This is a genomic window from Lysinibacillus sp. GW823-FHT06C08 (assembly GCF_058795135.1).
On record NZ_JBXAHN010000001.1, the window covers coordinates 199604 to 217420 of the forward strand.

At 38.0% G+C, this 17817-nt stretch carries 15 protein-coding genes; 14 read left to right on the plus strand and 1 reads right to left on the minus strand.

Annotated features, from left to right (window positions below; translation table 11 throughout):
- Positions 1–170 precede the first annotated feature (170 nt).
- From AC1Q6O_RS00945 to AC1Q6O_RS01010, 14 genes are all read left to right on the plus strand, one after another.
- Positions 171–1583 (plus strand): amino acid permease, encoded by a 1413-nt coding sequence (locus tag AC1Q6O_RS00945; RefSeq protein WP_008176081.1) that lies wholly within the window; start codon positions 171–173, stop codon positions 1581–1583.
- Positions 1584–1607: 24 nt separating this feature from the next.
- The gene (locus AC1Q6O_RS00950; RefSeq protein ID WP_043990114.1) at positions 1608–3140 is read left to right on the plus strand and encodes a CoA-acylating methylmalonate-semialdehyde dehydrogenase; all 1533 of its coding nucleotides are present in this window, start codon (positions 1608–1610) and stop codon (positions 3138–3140) included.
- Positions 3141–3173: 33 nt separating this feature from the next.
- A complete protein-coding gene (locus tag AC1Q6O_RS00955; protein ID WP_492400874.1) occupies positions 3174–4526 on the plus strand; it encodes an aspartate aminotransferase family protein in 1353 nt (450 codons plus the stop codon).
- Between the two features lie 458 nt (positions 4527–4984).
- A complete protein-coding gene (locus tag AC1Q6O_RS00960; protein ID WP_089985980.1) occupies positions 4985–6568 on the plus strand; it encodes a glutathione ABC transporter substrate-binding protein in 1584 nt (527 codons plus the stop codon).
- A gap of 70 nt (positions 6569–6638) precedes the next feature.
- Entirely contained in the window at positions 6639–7562 is a 924-nt protein-coding gene (nikB, locus tag AC1Q6O_RS00965; RefSeq protein ID WP_036145195.1) for a nickel ABC transporter permease, read from the plus strand.
- A 13-nt stretch (positions 7563–7575) separates the two neighbouring features.
- Positions 7576–8472, plus strand: coding sequence for an ABC transporter permease (locus AC1Q6O_RS00970; RefSeq protein WP_008176071.1), 897 nt, complete (start codon positions 7576–7578; stop codon positions 8470–8472).
- A gap of 11 nt (positions 8473–8483) precedes the next feature.
- Positions 8484–9476: an ABC transporter ATP-binding protein gene (locus AC1Q6O_RS00975; RefSeq protein WP_427071455.1), complete on the plus strand. Its 993-nt coding sequence runs from the start codon at positions 8484–8486 to the stop codon at positions 9474–9476.
- Positions 9469–10434: an ABC transporter ATP-binding protein gene (locus AC1Q6O_RS00980; RefSeq protein ID WP_096363482.1), complete on the plus strand. Its 966-nt coding sequence runs from the start codon at positions 9469–9471 to the stop codon at positions 10432–10434. Before AC1Q6O_RS00975 ends, AC1Q6O_RS00980 begins: the two co-directional genes overlap by 8 nt.
- An 18-nt stretch (positions 10435–10452) precedes the next feature.
- Positions 10453–11331: a sugar phosphate isomerase/epimerase family protein gene (locus AC1Q6O_RS00985; protein WP_089985983.1), complete on the plus strand. Its 879-nt coding sequence runs from the start codon at positions 10453–10455 to the stop codon at positions 11329–11331.
- Positions 11332–11343: 12 nt separating this feature from the next.
- Positions 11344–12402: a Gfo/Idh/MocA family protein gene (locus tag AC1Q6O_RS00990; RefSeq protein ID WP_008176065.1), complete on the plus strand. Its 1059-nt coding sequence runs from the start codon at positions 11344–11346 to the stop codon at positions 12400–12402.
- A 1-nt stretch (position 12403) separates the two neighbouring features.
- The gene (locus AC1Q6O_RS00995) at positions 12404–13285 is read left to right on the plus strand and encodes a sugar phosphate isomerase/epimerase family protein (protein WP_008176063.1); all 882 of its coding nucleotides are present in this window, start codon (positions 12404–12406) and stop codon (positions 13283–13285) included.
- 14 nt (positions 13286–13299) lie between these two features.
- Positions 13300–14451, plus strand: a complete 1152-nt coding sequence (locus AC1Q6O_RS01000; protein ID WP_492400875.1) for an ROK family protein — start codon at positions 13300–13302, stop codon at positions 14449–14451.
- Between the two features lie 18 nt (positions 14452–14469).
- The gene (locus tag AC1Q6O_RS01005; RefSeq protein ID WP_427534298.1) at positions 14470–15471 is read left to right on the plus strand and encodes an asparaginase; all 1002 of its coding nucleotides are present in this window, start codon (positions 14470–14472) and stop codon (positions 15469–15471) included.
- Positions 15472–15483: 12 nt separating this feature from the next.
- Positions 15484–16482, plus strand: a complete 999-nt coding sequence (locus tag AC1Q6O_RS01010; protein WP_090002473.1) for an N-acetylglucosamine kinase — start codon at positions 15484–15486, stop codon at positions 16480–16482.
- A 27-nt stretch (positions 16483–16509) separates the two neighbouring features.
- Here AC1Q6O_RS01010 and AC1Q6O_RS01015 read toward each other — a convergent pair whose 3' ends face one another.
- Positions 16510–17658: an FtsW/RodA/SpoVE family cell cycle protein gene (locus AC1Q6O_RS01015; protein WP_427534296.1), complete on the minus strand. Its 1149-nt coding sequence runs from the start codon at positions 17656–17658 to the stop codon at positions 16510–16512.
- Positions 17659–17817: the final 159 nt, after the last annotated feature.

Below are 17817 nucleotides of genomic sequence, written 5' to 3' on the forward strand. Positions count from 1 at the left end.
CTAAATAGCTGTAAATTTAGGTAAGTTAATATTTTGAGAATATTTAGTCTATTTTACATTATGTTTAAAACAATTGTATAGAAATTTACAGTTTGTCTATTACTTCAACGATATGAAACATGTAAGATTTTTGTAAGCGATAATCCAATCTAATAAAAGAGGTGTCAGATATGGAGCAACAAACGCATTTACAAAGAGGATTAAAGAAACGGCATATGACGATGATCGCAATAGCGGGTGTAATTGGGGCTGGCTTATTTATGGGCAGTGGCTCAGTCATTAACTTGGCGGGTCCAGGAGCAATTTTATCGTATATATTTGCAGGAATTATCGTCATCTTAGTGATGCGTATGCTAGGTGAGATGGCGGCTGTCAATCCAACGAGTGGGTCGTTTGCACATTATGCCCATGAAGCAATTGGTCCATGGGCAGGCTTTATGATTGGCTGGCTGTATTGGTTTTTCTGGGTCATAGCTATTGCATTAGAGGCGACGGCAGCAGCGGCCATTATTCAATATTGGTATGACGGAATTCCTTTATGGCTCTTAAGTTTACTTTTAACCGTAGCACTCACTTTAACAAATGTTCTTTCTGTAAAAGCCTTTGGCGAATTTGAATATTGGTTCTCTCTTATTAAGGTTGCAAGTATAGTAGTTTTTTTAGGTTTAGGCGCGTTCATTATTTTTGGTATAGCCCCAAACTTTAACGCTGTCGGTCTGACAAATCTAGTTGAGCAGGGTGGATTTTTACCAAACGGCTTTGGCGCTGTACTAATGGGTGTTGTCATTGTTATTTTTTCCTTTATGGGGACAGAGATTGTCGCTATCGCTGCTGGTGAGTCAGACGAACCGTTAGCAGCTGTAACAAAAGCTACCAATTCGATTACTTGGCGCATTTTAATTTTCTATGTGGGTTCAATAGCTGTTGTTGTGACGTTATTGCCTTGGCACTCCTCTGATATTTTAACAAGTCCTTATGTAGCAGTGTTGGATTATATTGGTATTCCTGCCGCCGCACAAATCATGAATTTTGTTGTTTTAACAGCTGTGTTATCGTGTTTAAATTCTGCACTTTATGCAACATCACGAATGGTATTTTCTTTAGCAGAGAAGGGCGAGGCACCAAAAGCCTTTTTGAAATTAAATAAAAATGGTGCACCTGTGAATGCTATTTTAGCCGCAACATTTTTCTCTTATATTGCCGTTATTATGAATTATGTTTCACCAGATAAAGTATTTATGTTTTTACTAAGCTCTTGTAGTGCTATTACTTTAATTCTTTATTTAATTATCGCCTTTTCACAATTGAGAATGCGTAGAAAGATTGAACGCGAAAATCCTGAGCTATTAAAGGTGAAGATGTGGCTATTCCCGTATCTAACGTATTTCACAATAGTAGCTACAACTGCCTTATTAATAGCCATGTTCTTTATTGAGTCTATGCGCTCACAAATTCTATTTACATGTGTTGTCGTTGCCGTGGTAATGATTTTTTATTTACTTACGCAAAGGAATAAGGTGATAAAACAGGTCGATGAATCAAGCTCTATTTTTAGCAAAGACGAATTTGATTTTGAACAATAATCCCATATAAGGAGAGGTTAAATGATGACAGTACAACAAAAAATGAAAACGCTAACACATTTTATCAAGGGGGAAGAGGTAGCTGGTACTAGTGGAAGATTTTCAGATGTGTATAATCCAACAACAGGTGAAACGATAGCGAGAGTCCCACTTGCTTCAAAAGACGAAGTACAGCAGGCCATTCAACATGCTAAGGAAGCCTTTCCTGCATGGAAAAAGGTGTCCATTGGGAAGAGGGTTGAGGTTTTACATCGATTCCGTCAATTGTTAGTAACAAAACAGGAAGAACTTATTGAAGTGATTTGTCAGGAAAGCGGGAAAACTAAAGAGGATGCCAAGGGCGAAATTATTCGAGGGATTGAATCGGTAGATATGGCGATTAGTGCCCCACAATTGCTAAAAGGGGAGTATTCCGTCAATGTAGGTGGCAATATTAATGCTTTTTCTGCCAAATCACCACTCGGTGTAGTGGCAACGATTGCGCCTTTTAATTTCCCTGTTATGGTCCCTTTAGCTATTACAAGTATGGCTGTGGCAGTAGGGAATGCTGTTATTTTAAAACCATCTGAACGTGTTCCTCATTCTGCATTATTTTTAAGTCAATTATGGAAAGAGGCGGGACTTCCTGATGGTATTTGGACAGTAGTGAATGGCGATAAAGAAGCGGTCAATGAGCTTCTAGAAAACAAAGAGATTCAAGCCATTTCCTTTGTAGGCTCTACGCCAGTAGCCGAATATATTTATCAAACGGGAACAAAGCATAATAAACGTGTGGCTGCTTTTGGTGGTGGTAAGAACTTTATGATTGTTATGCCAGATGCCAACTTGGAACAAACTGCGAACGCCTTTTTAGGTGCGGCGTACGGGGCAGCATCACAGCGCTGTATGGCGATTTCTGGAGCGCTTGTTGTTGGTCAAGATACAGAGCAACGTTTTACAGACATATTGAAGCATAAGATTTCACAGCTAAAGGTAGGTCCTTATACAGAAGAAGATGTCGATTTCGGCCCAGTTATTACCCAACAATCGAAAGAAACGATTATCAGCTATATTGATGGTGCTGTTACTGAAGGGGCAAATCTTGTCATTGACGGACGAAACCCTAAAGTATGTGAAACATCTAATGGTTTTTATATTGGGCCAACACTCCTCAATAATATTACGCCTGATATGACCATCTTTAAAGAGGAGGTCTTTGGTCCAGCACGTATAGTAGTGCGCGTGGAGACATTACAAGAAGCTATTGATTTAATTAATGACCATGAACTTGGTAATGGTGTAACGATGTTTACAAGCAGTGGTGCAGCAGCTCGTAAATTCCAAGAAGAGATTGAAGTGGGCATGGTAGGGGTTAACGTACCAATTCCAATTCCTGTCGGCTACCATAATTTCGGCGGGTGGAAGCGTTCTAAGTTTGGTGAAGGGTATATGTTTGGTCCAGATCAAGCGAGATTCTTTACAAAGGCGAAAACAATCTCGGAGCGTTGGCCGGATGAAACGGAAGATGCAACAAGCTCCTTTGCCTTCCCAAGTAATAACGATGCAACAAAAAGCTAACCTACTAAAAAATAAATGAGAGGGTGTTCAGCAATGACACAGACCAATCTTAAAAGTGATGTTTTAACAAAGGATGAGCGATATGTATGGCATTCAATGAAACCCTACAATCCACAAGCAACATATGTAGTGGAAAAATCAGATGGTGCAAGAATAATAGATACGGATGGCGTCGAATATATTGATGCCATGGCTGGGCTATGGTGTGTAAATGTCGGTTATGGACGTAAGGAACTGGCAGATGCCGCACATGAGCAAATGATGAAAAATGCCTATGCACCATTATCGCAGGGACATTTACCAGCCGTACAGCTAGCTGAAAAACTAAATGACTTGCTTGGTGGGGAGTACGTTATTTTCTTCTCTAATAGCGGATCAGAAGCGAATGAAACAGCTTTTAAAATAGCGCGACAATATCACCAGCAAAAAGGGCAAAGCTCCCGCTATAAGATTGTCTCTCGCTACCGCGCCTACCATGGAAATTCCTTTGGGGCATTAGCAGCAACAGGGCAAGCGGAACGGAAATATAAATACGAGCCACTATCTCCCGGCTTTATCCATGTTGCACCGCCTGATCAATATCGTGAACATGAAGATGATGCTGTTGCGCCATTAGATTTAGCGAGCGTAAGGGCTGTCGATAAAACGATGACATGGGAACTGAGTGATACGATTGCAGCCATGATTTTAGAGCCAATTATTACAGGTGGCGGTGTCATCATGCCTCCCGAAAACTATTTAAAAGGCATAGAGGAAGTGTGCAAAAAGCATGGAGCTTTAATGATAGTGGATGAAGTTATTTGTGGCTTTGGTCGAACAGGCAAGCCATTTGGATTTATGAATTATGGTGTGAAACCAGATATTATTACAATGGCTAAAGGGATTACGAGCGCATACTTACCATTATCAGCAACTGCCGTAAAGCGTGAGATTTATGAGGCTTTCACTGGCACAGATGCCTATGGCTATTTCCGCCATGTCAATACTTTTGGCGGCTCTCCAGTAGCATGTGCAGTTGCATTAAAAAATATTGAGATTCTAGAGCAAGAAGTGTTGTTCGACCGCTCCAAGGAAATGGGGAAGGCTACATTACAAATATTGCAAGAAAATTTACAGGATCATACGAATGTAGGAGATGTGCGGGGCAGAGGTTTATTAATTGGGATTGAATTAGTAGTAGATAAAGTCTCGAAAGAACCTTTACCAGTGGAGAAGGTAAATGCTGTTATTGCCGCATGCAAAGAACAAGGGGTGATCATTGGGAAAAATGGGGCAACAGTAGCGGGCTTTAATAATGTTCTGACACTATCACCACCACTTAATATTATTCAAGAGGATCTTCAGCGTATACTTGATGTGGTCGTAGAGAGTATAAGAAAGCTGTAATACATGATGTTGGTTCTAAAGGCCTTGAAGGAAGGGCTTTTAGAACCTTTTTAAACAACTAGAAATGAATGCTCGGTAAAAATAATTATTAAATTTATAAAAATAATGCTGGAAAAAAAGTGAACTGTAGTTTATAGTTGTTAAAAAATAATAAATTTTCTGATAATTATGCATCGAAAGTGTCCTTGATCCTGGAAGGGGATATTTTTTTAATTACTTATTTTCAGCAGTGGAATAAATAAATCTTGTCGGTTGAACTATAGTTTCTGATGAAAAGCAATTGTGAAGTTGAGAAAGCAATGTCTTCCTTTGAATTGTCTTATCGTAATGAAAGTATAGTTTATTTTTTTGCCTATTTATTTTCATCAGTGGAGAAAATAAATAATTTTAGTAATTATATTTCTTAATGAAGCCATTAGGAGGTATTATTATATATTTTTACAAAGGGAGTAGATGAGATGAATTATGTTAAAAAATTGGTTTTTGTAATTCTATGTACATTGCTTTTAGCAGCATGCGCAGAGAAAGACAATTCTAACGCATCAAACACTGGGGAAAAATCTACTACAGATTCAGGTAAAGCTAGTTCAAAAAATGAATTGGTCATCGCTGTAAATGAAAACTTTATTTCTATGGATCCACATAACACAGGAGATACCAATTCGGGTTCAGTGCAGGAGACGATGTTAGAGGGGTTACTGGGCTTCGATGCGGATGGACAAATAATTAAGGTGCTTGCAGAAGATTATACAATCAGTGAAGACGCACTGGAGTATACATTTAAGCTGCAAGAAGGGGTCACTTTCCATGACGGGGAGCAGTTTAATGCAGAGGCTGTAAAAGCCAATATTGAACGAATTATGAATGATGAAAGCTTACGCCTCTATTCACGTGGTTTTAGCTTAATCAGTCATGTTGAAATACTAGGAGACTATGACATTAAAGTGACTTTAAAAGAACCGTATGGACCGATGATTACACGATTCGGAGTGGCCAAAATGATTAGTCCCAAAATGATTAAAGAAAATGTAGCAGATATTCCTAAGCAGCCTGTCGGAACAGGTCCTTATCAATTTGTTGAATGGGTACAAGGAGATCATTTAACCATTGAAAAATTTGATGGCTATTGGGGTGGCGGTGACCGTGTATCTAAAATTACGTATAAACCAGTCCCAGAAAACGGATCTCGGGTGGCGATGTTAAAAGCTGGGGATGCACAGGTTATCTATCCTGTACCTGCTCAAAATATCGATGAGCTTTCTAACCATAAAGATGTAGAAGTTAATAAAGTTCCTTCAACAATTGCTCATTATGTTTCCTTAAATACGTATAAAAAACCGTTGAATGATAGTAAGGTTCGACAAGCATTTAATTATGCGGTGGACAAAGAAGCTTATTTAAAGGTTGTTAATGCAGGTCTAGGCTTACCGCTAGACTCCATTATTCCTTCCAAAACAGTTTATTATAAACAGCAAAAAATGTATGAGCACAATATAGAAAAAGCAAAGGCCTTGTTGGCTGAGGCTGGATATCCTGATGGCTTCGATATTGAAATCTGGGGAAATACGAACTCGGATACGATGAAGGGAATGCAGTTTATCCAACAGCAGTTAGGACAAATCGGTGTCAAAGTTGCGATTAAATCTATGGAAGAGGGTACTTTGTCAGATGAGATTTACGGGGCTCAAACACCAGATGATGCAAAATTACAAATGTGGTATGTGAGCTGGTCAGCCTATGCTTCTGATATAACAAATGCGACAAAACCACTTTTCCATAGTGTATCATTCCCGCCAAATGGTGCGAACACAGCCTATTATCATAACACTGAGGCAGATCAAATAATGGATGAGGCTAACTCCATTTCAGATGTAGACCGCCAAGCTGAGCTCTATGAAAAATTACAGGAAATCGTTTACCAAGATACACCTTGGATTTTCTTAGGGGTAGATGAGGTTGTATATGGTGTACGTTCAAATGTCAGCGGTGTATTAGTAAATCCAACAGGTGGGCTGGATGTGAAGAATGCAAAAATTGAGTAAAGCTACTCAATATAAAAGGAATTGATATAGGTCAATTCCTTTTCTACAAAATAGAAAGGAGGAGCTCGTCATGTGGAAATATACAGCAAGAAGAATTGTTGAAATGATACCGATTTTAATTGTTATTTCAATATTAACGTTTTTATTTATTCATTTCATACCAGGAGATCCTGCGCGATTAGTAGCGGGTAAGGATGCCACGATCGAGGATGTTGAAAACGTACGTCATGAATTGGGTCTTGATAAGCCTATTTTAAAACAGTATGTAGACTATATGAAAAATCTAATGACGGGTGAACTTGGCACGTCCTTAACAACAGGTCTACCTGTGATTGATATGTTTAAAACAAGGTTTATGCCCTCTCTTCAGCTTACCTTTCTCTCGATGTTTTGGGCTACATTAATAGGTTTAATGATTGGCGTTTTTTCTGCCATCAATAAAAATAAATGGCCTGATTATTTCGGAATGGTAACAGCGGTTTCTGGCATATCGATCCCTGGATTTTGGTTGGGACTATTACTAATTCAATTATTTTCAGTACAGCTAGGGCTATTCCCAACAGGAGGGTTAGATGGTTTCTCTAGTTATATTTTACCTTCCCTAACTTTAGGGGCAGGTATTATGTCAATGATTGCACGATTTACTCGATCTTCTATGCTCGAAACGTTACAGGCTGATTTTATAAGAACTGGGAGAGCAAAAGGTCTGAAGGAACACTCTGTCATAGTGACCCATGCTTTACGAAATTCTTTAATTTCTGTAGTGACGGTCGCCGGCCTACAATTTGGTTTTCTACTAGGGGGTTCAGTGGTAGTCGAGACCGTTTTTAGCTTTCCGGGGATGGGGCGTCTTCTAATCGACTCGATTGCATTCCGAGACTATCCTGTTATTCAGTCAGCTCTATTATTATTTGCGTTTGAATTTATTTTAGTAAATTTAATCGTAGATGTGCTTTATACAGTGTTAAATCCTAAAATTCAATTAGATTCTTAAGGGAGGGAACAGGATGACTTCACCAACTACGGTGCAAAATAGCCAAGTGCAAAAAACACAAAGGAAATACTCTCCTCTTAAGGAATTTTGGAAGTCTTTTAAAAAGCAAAAGGCTGCATTGTTAGCAAGCATCTTTATAGGGTTGCTAATTGTAATCGCTATCATTGGTCCATATATTGCACCCTATGATCCGTTTGAACCAAACTATGATGCCTTATTAGAAGGACCAAGTGCCAGTCATTTAGCGGGAACAGACGAATATGGTCGGGATATTTTTAGTCGTTTAATTGTAGGGGCAAAAATCTCCTTAATGGTAAGCTTTAGCGCGGTATTTTTGGGCTTAATACTAGGGACTATTTTAGGTTTAATTAGCGGTTACTTTGGTGGTTGGATAGACAAAGTTATTATGCGTAGCTGTGATGTATTGTTTTCATTTCCTGATTTATTGCTAGCCATTGCCATTGTCGCATTACTTGGTCCTGGGATTAATAATGTGATCATCGCTGTCATGATTTTTAGTGTGCCATCCTTTGCACGCTTAGTACGTGGCGCTACATTGAATGCGAAAGAAAATGTATATGTAGAAGCCGCACAATCAATGGGGGCCTCCCATGTAAGAGTGCTGTGGAAGCATATTTTCCCTGAAACGATTAGTGAACTAATTATTTTTGTCACAATGCGTATAGGAACAGCTATTTTAGCAGCTTCTGGCTTAAGTTTTTTAGGCTTAGGTGCGAGTCCTGAAATGCCCGAGTGGGGAGTAATGTTAAGTAGTGGACGCGACTACTTAGGAACATCTTCTCATGTAGTCATCATGCCAGGAATAGCTATATTTTTAACCGTACTAGCATTTAACTTAATAGGCGATGGATTACGAGATGTATTAGATCCGAAAATTAAAAATAATTAAGGAGAATGCCTATGACAGAACATGTATTACGAGTAACAGATTTAGAAACGTCCTTTATGCGTGATAAAACAGAGATCAAGATATTAAGAGGTGTCAATTTTTCGATTCGTAAAGGCGAGATATTGGGCTTAGTTGGAGAATCAGGCAGTGGGAAAAGCTTAACGTCTTTATCTATTATGCAATTATTTCATGGAACTACAGGCAAAATTGTCAATGGCTCTATTCATTTTAATGGGGAAGATTTGACCAAAATGTCTGAATCCGATATTCGGAAAATTCGTGGAAAACAAATGGCTATGATCTTTCAAGAGCCTATGACCTCTTTAAATCCCGTTTTAAAAATTGGTAAGCAGTTAATGGAAGCAATTGAGATGCATTTGAAGCTGCCAAAAGGTGAAAGTAAACATCATGCCATTCAAATGTTAAAGAGTGTAGGAATAGGAAGAGCCGAAGAAATCATTCATGAATATCCACATCAGCTATCAGGGGGGATGCGGCAGAGAGTGATGATTGCTATGGCGATGGCCTGCCACCCCAATCTACTTATTGCTGACGAACCAACTACTGCACTAGATGTTACGATACAAGCGCAAATTTTAGAGTTAATGAAAAAGTTAAAGGAAGAAAATGCAACAGCTATTTTATTAATCACACATGATTTAGGTGTTGTGGCCGAAATGTGCGATAAAGTGGTCGTGATGTACGCAGGGCAGGTTGTAGAGGAAGCAGATGTATTTGAATTATTTGCAAGCCCTAAGCATCCTTATACGAAAGGCTTAATTGCATCTGTGCCAAAAATTGGTGAAAAAAAGGAAGTATTAGATTCTATCAGTGGTCATGTACCATCTCCGCAACATATGCCGATTGGTTGTAAATTTGCTCCGCGCTGTCATCAAGTGATGTCTATATGTCATCAGGAATGTCCACCGACAGTGGAAATTTCAGCTACTCGCCAATGTAGCTGCTGGCTATATGTGAAAAAGGATGTGGAAATCAATGCCTAACAGTATTTTAAAAGTGGAGAATTTAAAAAAGAGCTTTCAAATTGCGGGAGGGTTATTTCAAAAGAGACAACATGTTAATGCTGTAATAGATGTTTCCTTTGAAATAGAAGAAGGGACAACATTTAGTTTAGTTGGAGAGAGTGGTTGCGGGAAATCAACAACTGGCAGGCTAATCACTAGATTAATAGAGCCGTCAAGTGGAAGTATCGTTGTCGATGGAAAAGAAGTGGCTACTGCCAAGCAATCTGAATTAAAGCATCTAAGAAAAACTGTCCAAATGATTTTTCAAGATCCTTATGCCTCCTTAAATCCAAGAATGAAAGTAAAAGAATTAGTTGGTGAGCCGCTAGAAATTCATACAAAGCTATCAAAAGCCGAGCGTGAAAAGCTAGTACTCGAAATGCTTGAAGTAGTTGGCTTGAATGCTGATCATGCTGATCGTTATGCACATGAATTTAGTGGTGGACAAAGACAGCGTTTAGGGATTGCACGTGCTTTAATTACAAAACCTAAAATCATTATTGCTGATGAGCCTGTGTCTGCACTGGATGTTTCTATACAATCACAAATTTTGAATCTATTAAAGCAATTGCAGCAAGAATATAAAATATCCTATCTTTTTATTTCACATGATTTAAGTGTTGTAGAGCATATTAGTCATTATATTGGTGTCATGTATTTAGGAACAATCGTAGAAATCGGAAAAAAAGAAGCGATCTTTAATGATCCTAAGCATCCGTATACACAAGCGCTTATTGCCTCTGTACCGATTGCAGACCCAATGTTAAGAAAGAAAAAGAAAGTGTTGATAGGTGATATTCCAAATCCTAAAAATCCACCAAGCGGTTGTACCTTCCATACAAGATGTCCCTTTGCAGCAGATATATGTAAGCAAAAGATTCCGGAAATGAAAAAAATTAACGAAGAGCAAAGTGTAGCTTGTCACTTTGTCAATTGAAAAGGAGAGATGTTTTAAATGAAAGTAGGCTTAAGCACATACAGTATGGTCAAAAAAATGAAGCAGGGCGAAATGAGTGTTCTGGATGTTTTGCAATGGGTAGCGGACAATGGTGGTCAGCATGTAGAGTTAGTGCCCTATGAATTCACAGTAGTAGATAATGATGAGCTCGCCACTCAAATAAAAGAGAAAGCTGCTGAGCTAGGATTGGAGTTATCTGCCTACTCATTACCCGCAAACTTTATTCATGAGACTGAGGAAGCCTTTTTTGAAGAAGTGGAGCGCTTAAAGAAACACGTAGATGTTGTACATCGTATGGGTATCAAAATTATGCGCCATGACGTTACACTTTTTACTTTACCAAAGGAGCAAACAACCATTCATTATTACAATGAACATTTAGATGAAATGGTAAGGGGCTGTCAATTGCTTGCAGATTATGCGAAACAATTCAATATCACCACAACTATTGAAAATCATGGCTTTAATGTTCAAACAAGTGATCGTGTACAACAATTAATTCAAGCCGTTAACAGAGATAATTTTAAAACTACATTAGATATCGGGAATTTTTTATGTATAGATGAAGAGCCTCTTATTGGTGTTATGAAAAATATATCCTATGCCGCTACCGTGCATTTTAAAGATTTTTATATTCGCCCTTATTTTGAAAATCCCGGTGATGGCGAATGGTTCCGTACAGTTCATAACAATTACATCCGAGGAGCAATTGTCGGACATGGTGATATTAATATTCGAGAAATTATAAAGCTTGTCAAAGGCTATGGATACGATGGTTATATTACAGTGGAGTTTGAAGGTATGGAGGATTGTCAGGTTGGTTCAAAAATAGGAATGGATAATGTTCGTCGTTTATGGGATGAATGTAAGCTTTAAGGAGGGAAGAACATGGACAAATTAAAAGTTTGTGTAATCGGAACAGGCTCTATTTCGGATTATCATTTAGGCTCTTATATGAAAAATCCATCAGTTGAGTTATATGGTGTGTATGATACTTCTATTGAGAGGGGGAAAGCAAAAGCTGCTCAATTTGGAGCCACTCATGTTTTCTCTTCTAAAGAGGCATTATTTGCAGATAAAAATGTAGAAGCTGTCAGTATTTGTACATGGAATAATACACATGCAGAGCTAGCCATTCTCGCTTTAGAAAATGATTTACATGTACTTATTGAAAAACCCTTATCTATGACTTATGCGGAGGCATTAAACATCCAAAAGGTTGCTGGAAAACATCGTAAAGTATTTCAGGTCGGCTATGTAAGACGTTTTGCAACGAACACAAAGGTGCTGAAACAGTTCATAGATGATAATAAATTAGGGGATATTTATTATGCGAAAGCTTCTTGCTTAAGAAGATTAGGTAATCCAGGAGGTTGGTTTGCAGAAATCGATAAATCTGGTGGTGGCCCATTAATAGATTTAGGGGTCCATGTTATTGATATATGCTGGTACTTAATGGGGAGGCCGAAAGTGAAGCGTGTAACAGGTCACACCTATAATCAATTAGGAAATAGAAATCATATTGAACATTTATCTTTTTATAAAGCGGCAGACTATGATGCTACTAAAAATACAGTTGAGGACTTAGCGAACGCCCTTATAACATTTGAGAACGGGGCTTCATTAATGGTGGATGTTTCCTATACGCTACATGCTATAAAAGATGAAATGAGCATTAAGTTATATGGCACAAATGGGGGAGCAGAGCTAGAGCCTGAGCTGAAAATTGTCAGCGAGGAGCATAATACCATTTTAAATATTCATCCTCAAATTAATGATCTATCCTTTGATTTTGTAACAGCCTTTCAGAATGAAATCAATACGTTTGTTGATTGCTGTCTTCACCAATATGATTCAGTGGCACCTGTTGAGGATGGGGTAGAAATTATGAAGATTTTAGAGGGGATTTATATTTCTGCAAGACAAGGAAAGGAAGTCGTATATTAAAATGGTGAAATTGAACAATAGAATTGGTGTGATTGTAGACAGCTTTAGATTGCCTATTCGTGAGGGATTGCTAAAAGCGAAAGAGGTCGGTGCACAAGGTGTTCAAATGTACGCAGTTTCAGGTGAGCTAGTTCCGGACCATTTAAATGCTATACAAAGAGCTGAATTGAAGCAATATATTGTAGATTTAGGGCTCGAAATTTCAGCATTATGTGGAGATTTGGGAGGACATGGCTTTCAAGATAAACATGAAAATGAATGGAAAATAAAAAAATCGAAGGATATTATGCAATTGGCAAAAGATCTTGGTACATCGATTGTTACGACTCATATTGGGATCATTCCTGAAGATGAGAATGATCCAATCTATCAAACTATGCTAGAAGCATGTGAAGAATTAGGGCAATTTGCTACATCACTAGATGCTTATTTTGCAATTGAAACAGGACCAGAGACGAGTCAAACATTAAAGAAATTTTTAGATAAACTATCCACGGATGGTGTATCAGTTAATTTTGATCCTGCCAATATGGTAATGGTAACCAAGGATGATCCTGTGGCGGGAGTGAAGCTTTTAAGAAATTATATTGTACATACACATGTGAAGGATGGCATTCAATTACAGCAAACGAATCCAAAAGACGTGTATGGGTACTTAGGATACGATTCTGGAACATCTCATGATAAGATAGAAGAAATGGTGGAAAATGGGGATTTCTTTAGAGAGCTTCCACTAGGTCAGGGAGATGTCAATTTCGAGCTTTATTTTTCAGCTTTACAAGAAATCGGATACAATGGCTATTTAACTATTGAACGAGAAGTGAGATCAAATCCCGAAAAAGACATCAGAGAGGCTGTACAATTCATAGAAATGTTTAAATAGGGGATGAATCTAATTTGAAAAAGCAAGATCAAGTACAAATGAGAAGACAAAATAAGTATATTGTGCTTGACGCAATTAGGCAGATGGCACCGATTTCAAGAATTCAATTATCAAAGTATACAAAAATGAGTCCTACGACTATTACTCGTATTGTGCAGGAGCTAGAAGCGGAAGGCTTTATACTTGAAGGGGTTTCAGAGGAAACTACCATTGGTAGACGGCCAACATTAATTCATATGCGTGAAGATGCTTTATATACTATAGGGATCGAGATAGATTGCTTTACAATTCGACTTGGTATATTAGATTTTTTAGGAAAACTGATCGCTTTTCAGGAAATCAAATGCAGCATAAAGCATCGTTATGAGGAAGCAATCCATCTATTAAAAAGCTCCATAGCGACTATTATGTCAGAATATCAGATTGCTCAGGAGAAATTATTAGGCATTGGAATAGGGGTACCAGGTGTCATTAATAACGAAGAAGGGATTATAGTTTCTTCTGAGCAATTAAAGTGGGAAAACTGCCGTATAGGAGAGGACCTAAATGGTGTTTTTGATTGTGAAGTCATCGTAGATAATGAATTGAAAATGCAAATCATTGCAGAAATTGGTGATATCTATACGCCTCTTTATTCAAATTGTATTTTAGTAGGGATGGGAACGGGCGTCGGAGCATCGATATTACTAAACGGAGAAGTGTATCGTGGCATTCAAAACAAAGCGGGAGAAATAAGTCATATAACGATTAATCCCTTTGGTGAAATGTGTCACTGTGGAAAACGAGGGTGCTTGTCGATGTATATTTCAGAAATGACCTTACTCAATAGAACGCCTAAAAATCTAACTATTCAATCAATAGAAGAGGTTTTACAGTGTGTGGATCGAGGCGAACAATGGGCAGTGGACATTCAACAAGATGTAGCTACATATCTAGCCATTGCTATCAATAATTTGGTGTGTTTATATGAACCGGAAGCCGTTATTGTTAGCGGTGAAATTATTGAGCACAATGTAACATTTCAAAAACTTCTTAGTGAAAAATGCAAACAATATATATGGAAAGAACTACAACCTCATTTTGTTTTACAGTTTTCAAACCAATTAAAAGAGGGCGTGGTCAAAGGAGCAGCATTACAGGCACAAAAGCAACTGCTGTCTGTTTAAAGAAAGGTTGGTTGATTCGTGGCTTACTCAGAATTTTTGAAAGAGTACCGTTCAGGATTAATGGAAAATGTGCATTATGGACAAATGAGTGCTGTGAATCTAGCGAAGGAAGAATTCGTTTCAGTTGGTCAAGATTATGAGCCTGTGTATTTTCGTTCTGCAGCAAAACCATTTCAAGCCATTCCAATTTTCATGACTGATTTTATAGAAAAGTATGAGATAACTTCAACGGAAAGTGCATTATTTTTGGCATCGCAAAGAGGTGAAATATACCATCAAGGGGCATTGACCTCTTTGCTGGAGAAAATTCCTGTTGGTGAAAATGATCTAATTTGTGCAGCGTCATATCCGCTTAACGAAGAACCAAAAACACTCTATATTCAACAAGGATTCCAAAAAAGGAAGCTACTTCATAATTGCGCAGGTAAGCATTTAGGATTTTTAACTGCTTGTCTGGCGAATGGCTATAATTTTCAACAGTATTGTCATCCAGATCATCCATTACAGCAAATGATAAAAAAATACATTGCTTATTTAAGTGACTATGATGAGGGAAAAATTCGCACAGGAATAGACGGTTGTGGCGCACCTGTTTTTGCGATTCCACTAAAAAATATGGCGATAGCCTATTTAAAGCTAGCACGGCCAGAATTGATTGATGATGATCAAGTTCGTGAGGCGGTAAAAAAGCTTACGACAGTTATGAATCAAGAAAATCAAATTATCGCAGCTGAAAATTTTATTTGTACAGCATTATTAAAAGATCCTAATATTGTAGCAAAGGGTGGAGCTCAGGGTGTATATTGTTTTGCTCTACGAAACGAAGGGGTAAGCTTTGCCCTGAAAATTATGAATGGCTCAGAAAGTCCATGGCCAAATGTAATTGCTTCTGTGTTAGAACAAATTCAGTATTCAAATGTTGAAACAATTGAGCGAATAAAAGCATTATCGCCTTCCTTTGTGCGAAATGACGCAGGGCATGAGGTAGGCGAAATCGTTTCCACAATTAAAATCGTATAGAGGTGAAGGCACTTGTATGTTTTGGCAATTGACGGTGGTGGAACGAAGACAATTGCTACCATCTCTACATTCAGTGGGCAAGTAATAGCCCTCGCAAAAACGGGTAAAAGTAACCCTACATCCATGAACATCGAGCAATTTACGCAGACGATAACAGAACTTATAAATCAATTGAAGAGTCAACAACCTCTCCATTTTCATCAACTAACAAAATGCCATGCAGGACTTTCTGGTGTGACAGAAAATAATAATGAGGACATTACACAGACATTATTAACGTCGCTTTTACCAAAGGGCTGTCAATTAACTTTATCAAATGATGGATTGAATGCACTGTATGCAGGGACATTAGGTCAACCTGGCATTGTTCAAATATCGGGTACAGGTGCGATTACATTAAGTATAGATTCAACTGGAAGAATTGAGCGGACAGCAGGATGGGGTTATATATTTGATGATGAGGGCAGTGGCTATGATATAGGTATTCGAACATTAAAGGCGATTTTTAAAGAATTTGATAAAAGAGGTCCAGAAACGATATTAACGGGCGCTGTATTAGCCTATTTTCAAGTGCAATCTGTGCCACAAATCATTGAAATTGTATATGGTGAAGGGCATCCACGAGATATAATTGCTCCGTTAAGTAAAGTAGCGATAGAGTGCACAAAACGTGGAGATATAGTAGCAAATACTATTATAGATGAAGTGTGCCATATTTTTTATCAAAGTATCGATGCTTGTTACAAAAAAAATCCATTCTTCGCTGAACGTGTAAAAGTCGTGTTAGCAGGTGGAGTTTTTAAGGAATTGCCATTATTTATTGAAAAACTAGCTGTGCTGGATAAAAAGTATAGCAATCAATATGACTTTATGGGTGCTTCCAGCTTACCGGTAGGTGGTGCCGCGTTAGCCGCATTAAAATTACCTAGTAAGGAAGCTGAAATATTTATAGATCAATATAATGAGAGTATTCATGAGTTTTTAAATGAAGATGAATCCCCCAGCAAGTAGAGAATATCCTTCTCTACTTGCATTTAGTTAATCTCCTCTTTTAAACATATACCCCTTATAGGATTTATGAATAATCATAACAATTCCCATTAGCATGAAATTTGACAATAGTGAACTACCCCCATAGCTTAAGAAAGGTAAAGTAACTCCAGTGACTGGTAAAAGTCCAAGTGTCATGCCAATATTTTGAGTAATTTGGAAGGCTAATAAGCTTGATATCCCTGCGCCCATTAATGTCATAAAAGGGTCTTTTGCTTCAACAGAAATAAGAACAATTCTGTAGATGACAAAAAACAGTAAAGCAATGACAAATGCCCCGCCAGCAAACCCTAATTCCTCGGCAATTGCAGAAAAAATAAAATCAGTATGCTTCTCTGGCACATAAACATTATTATTCAGATAGCCCTTCCCGAAAAATTCCCCCGACCCGATGGCTAAAAAGCCTTGGCGAACCTGAAACGAAGAATCTATGTAATCATAAGGCTGTAGCCACCCATAAATACGAGATACTTGATGTCCTGATAGGGCACCTAAAATTTTTTCTGTAAAAAAATCATTAAATCTGACATAAAGTACTACAACTGTACTGATTAAAACTAGAGGTATGGCCGTAAATACAATCAGTAATTTCCTATGTATGCCTGAAAAAAATAACATGGGTAGAATCATTGCCATGTATAACATAACCATGCCTGTGTCGGGTTGTTTATAAACAAGGAGCGAAGGGGGAAGGACAATAAGTCCAATTTTCACAAATAGCCATAAATCAGCTAGATAGGAAGGACGTGCATTTTTCTCTTGATGAGAGATAATGATTTTACTCACAACAATTAAAAAGGCAAATTTTAAAAACTCTGATGGCTGAAGAGAACCTAGAAAGGGTATTTGATACCAAGATTTAGCCTCGTTTATCGTCCGTGCAATACTCTCTGGTGCTACTATGAGTCCAGCAGTTAACGCTACCGCTAATCCATAAAATGGCCATCCAATCTTTTTTAATTGTTCAATATCAAGTAAAGAAATCCCAAACATGATTATAAATCCAATAAGATAAAAGATAAATTGCTTAACAATGAAGGAACTGGCATATTGTCCGAAATTGACACTGCTAGAATGGACAAAAAGGCAGCTAAAACCTCCAAGTAAAAAGAGGCTCACAACTAAACTTCCATCCAATTTCTTAAGCTGCGACAAATGTAACACCTTCTTTCTATAGTTACTACTATAAACGCTGGTAATGTGTGGAAGGTTGCAACTATTTGTATGATGTAAATAAGGGATGATGGTATGAATCAATTTGTGCTGTAAATTACCTATTTGGGGCTGGTGAATGGG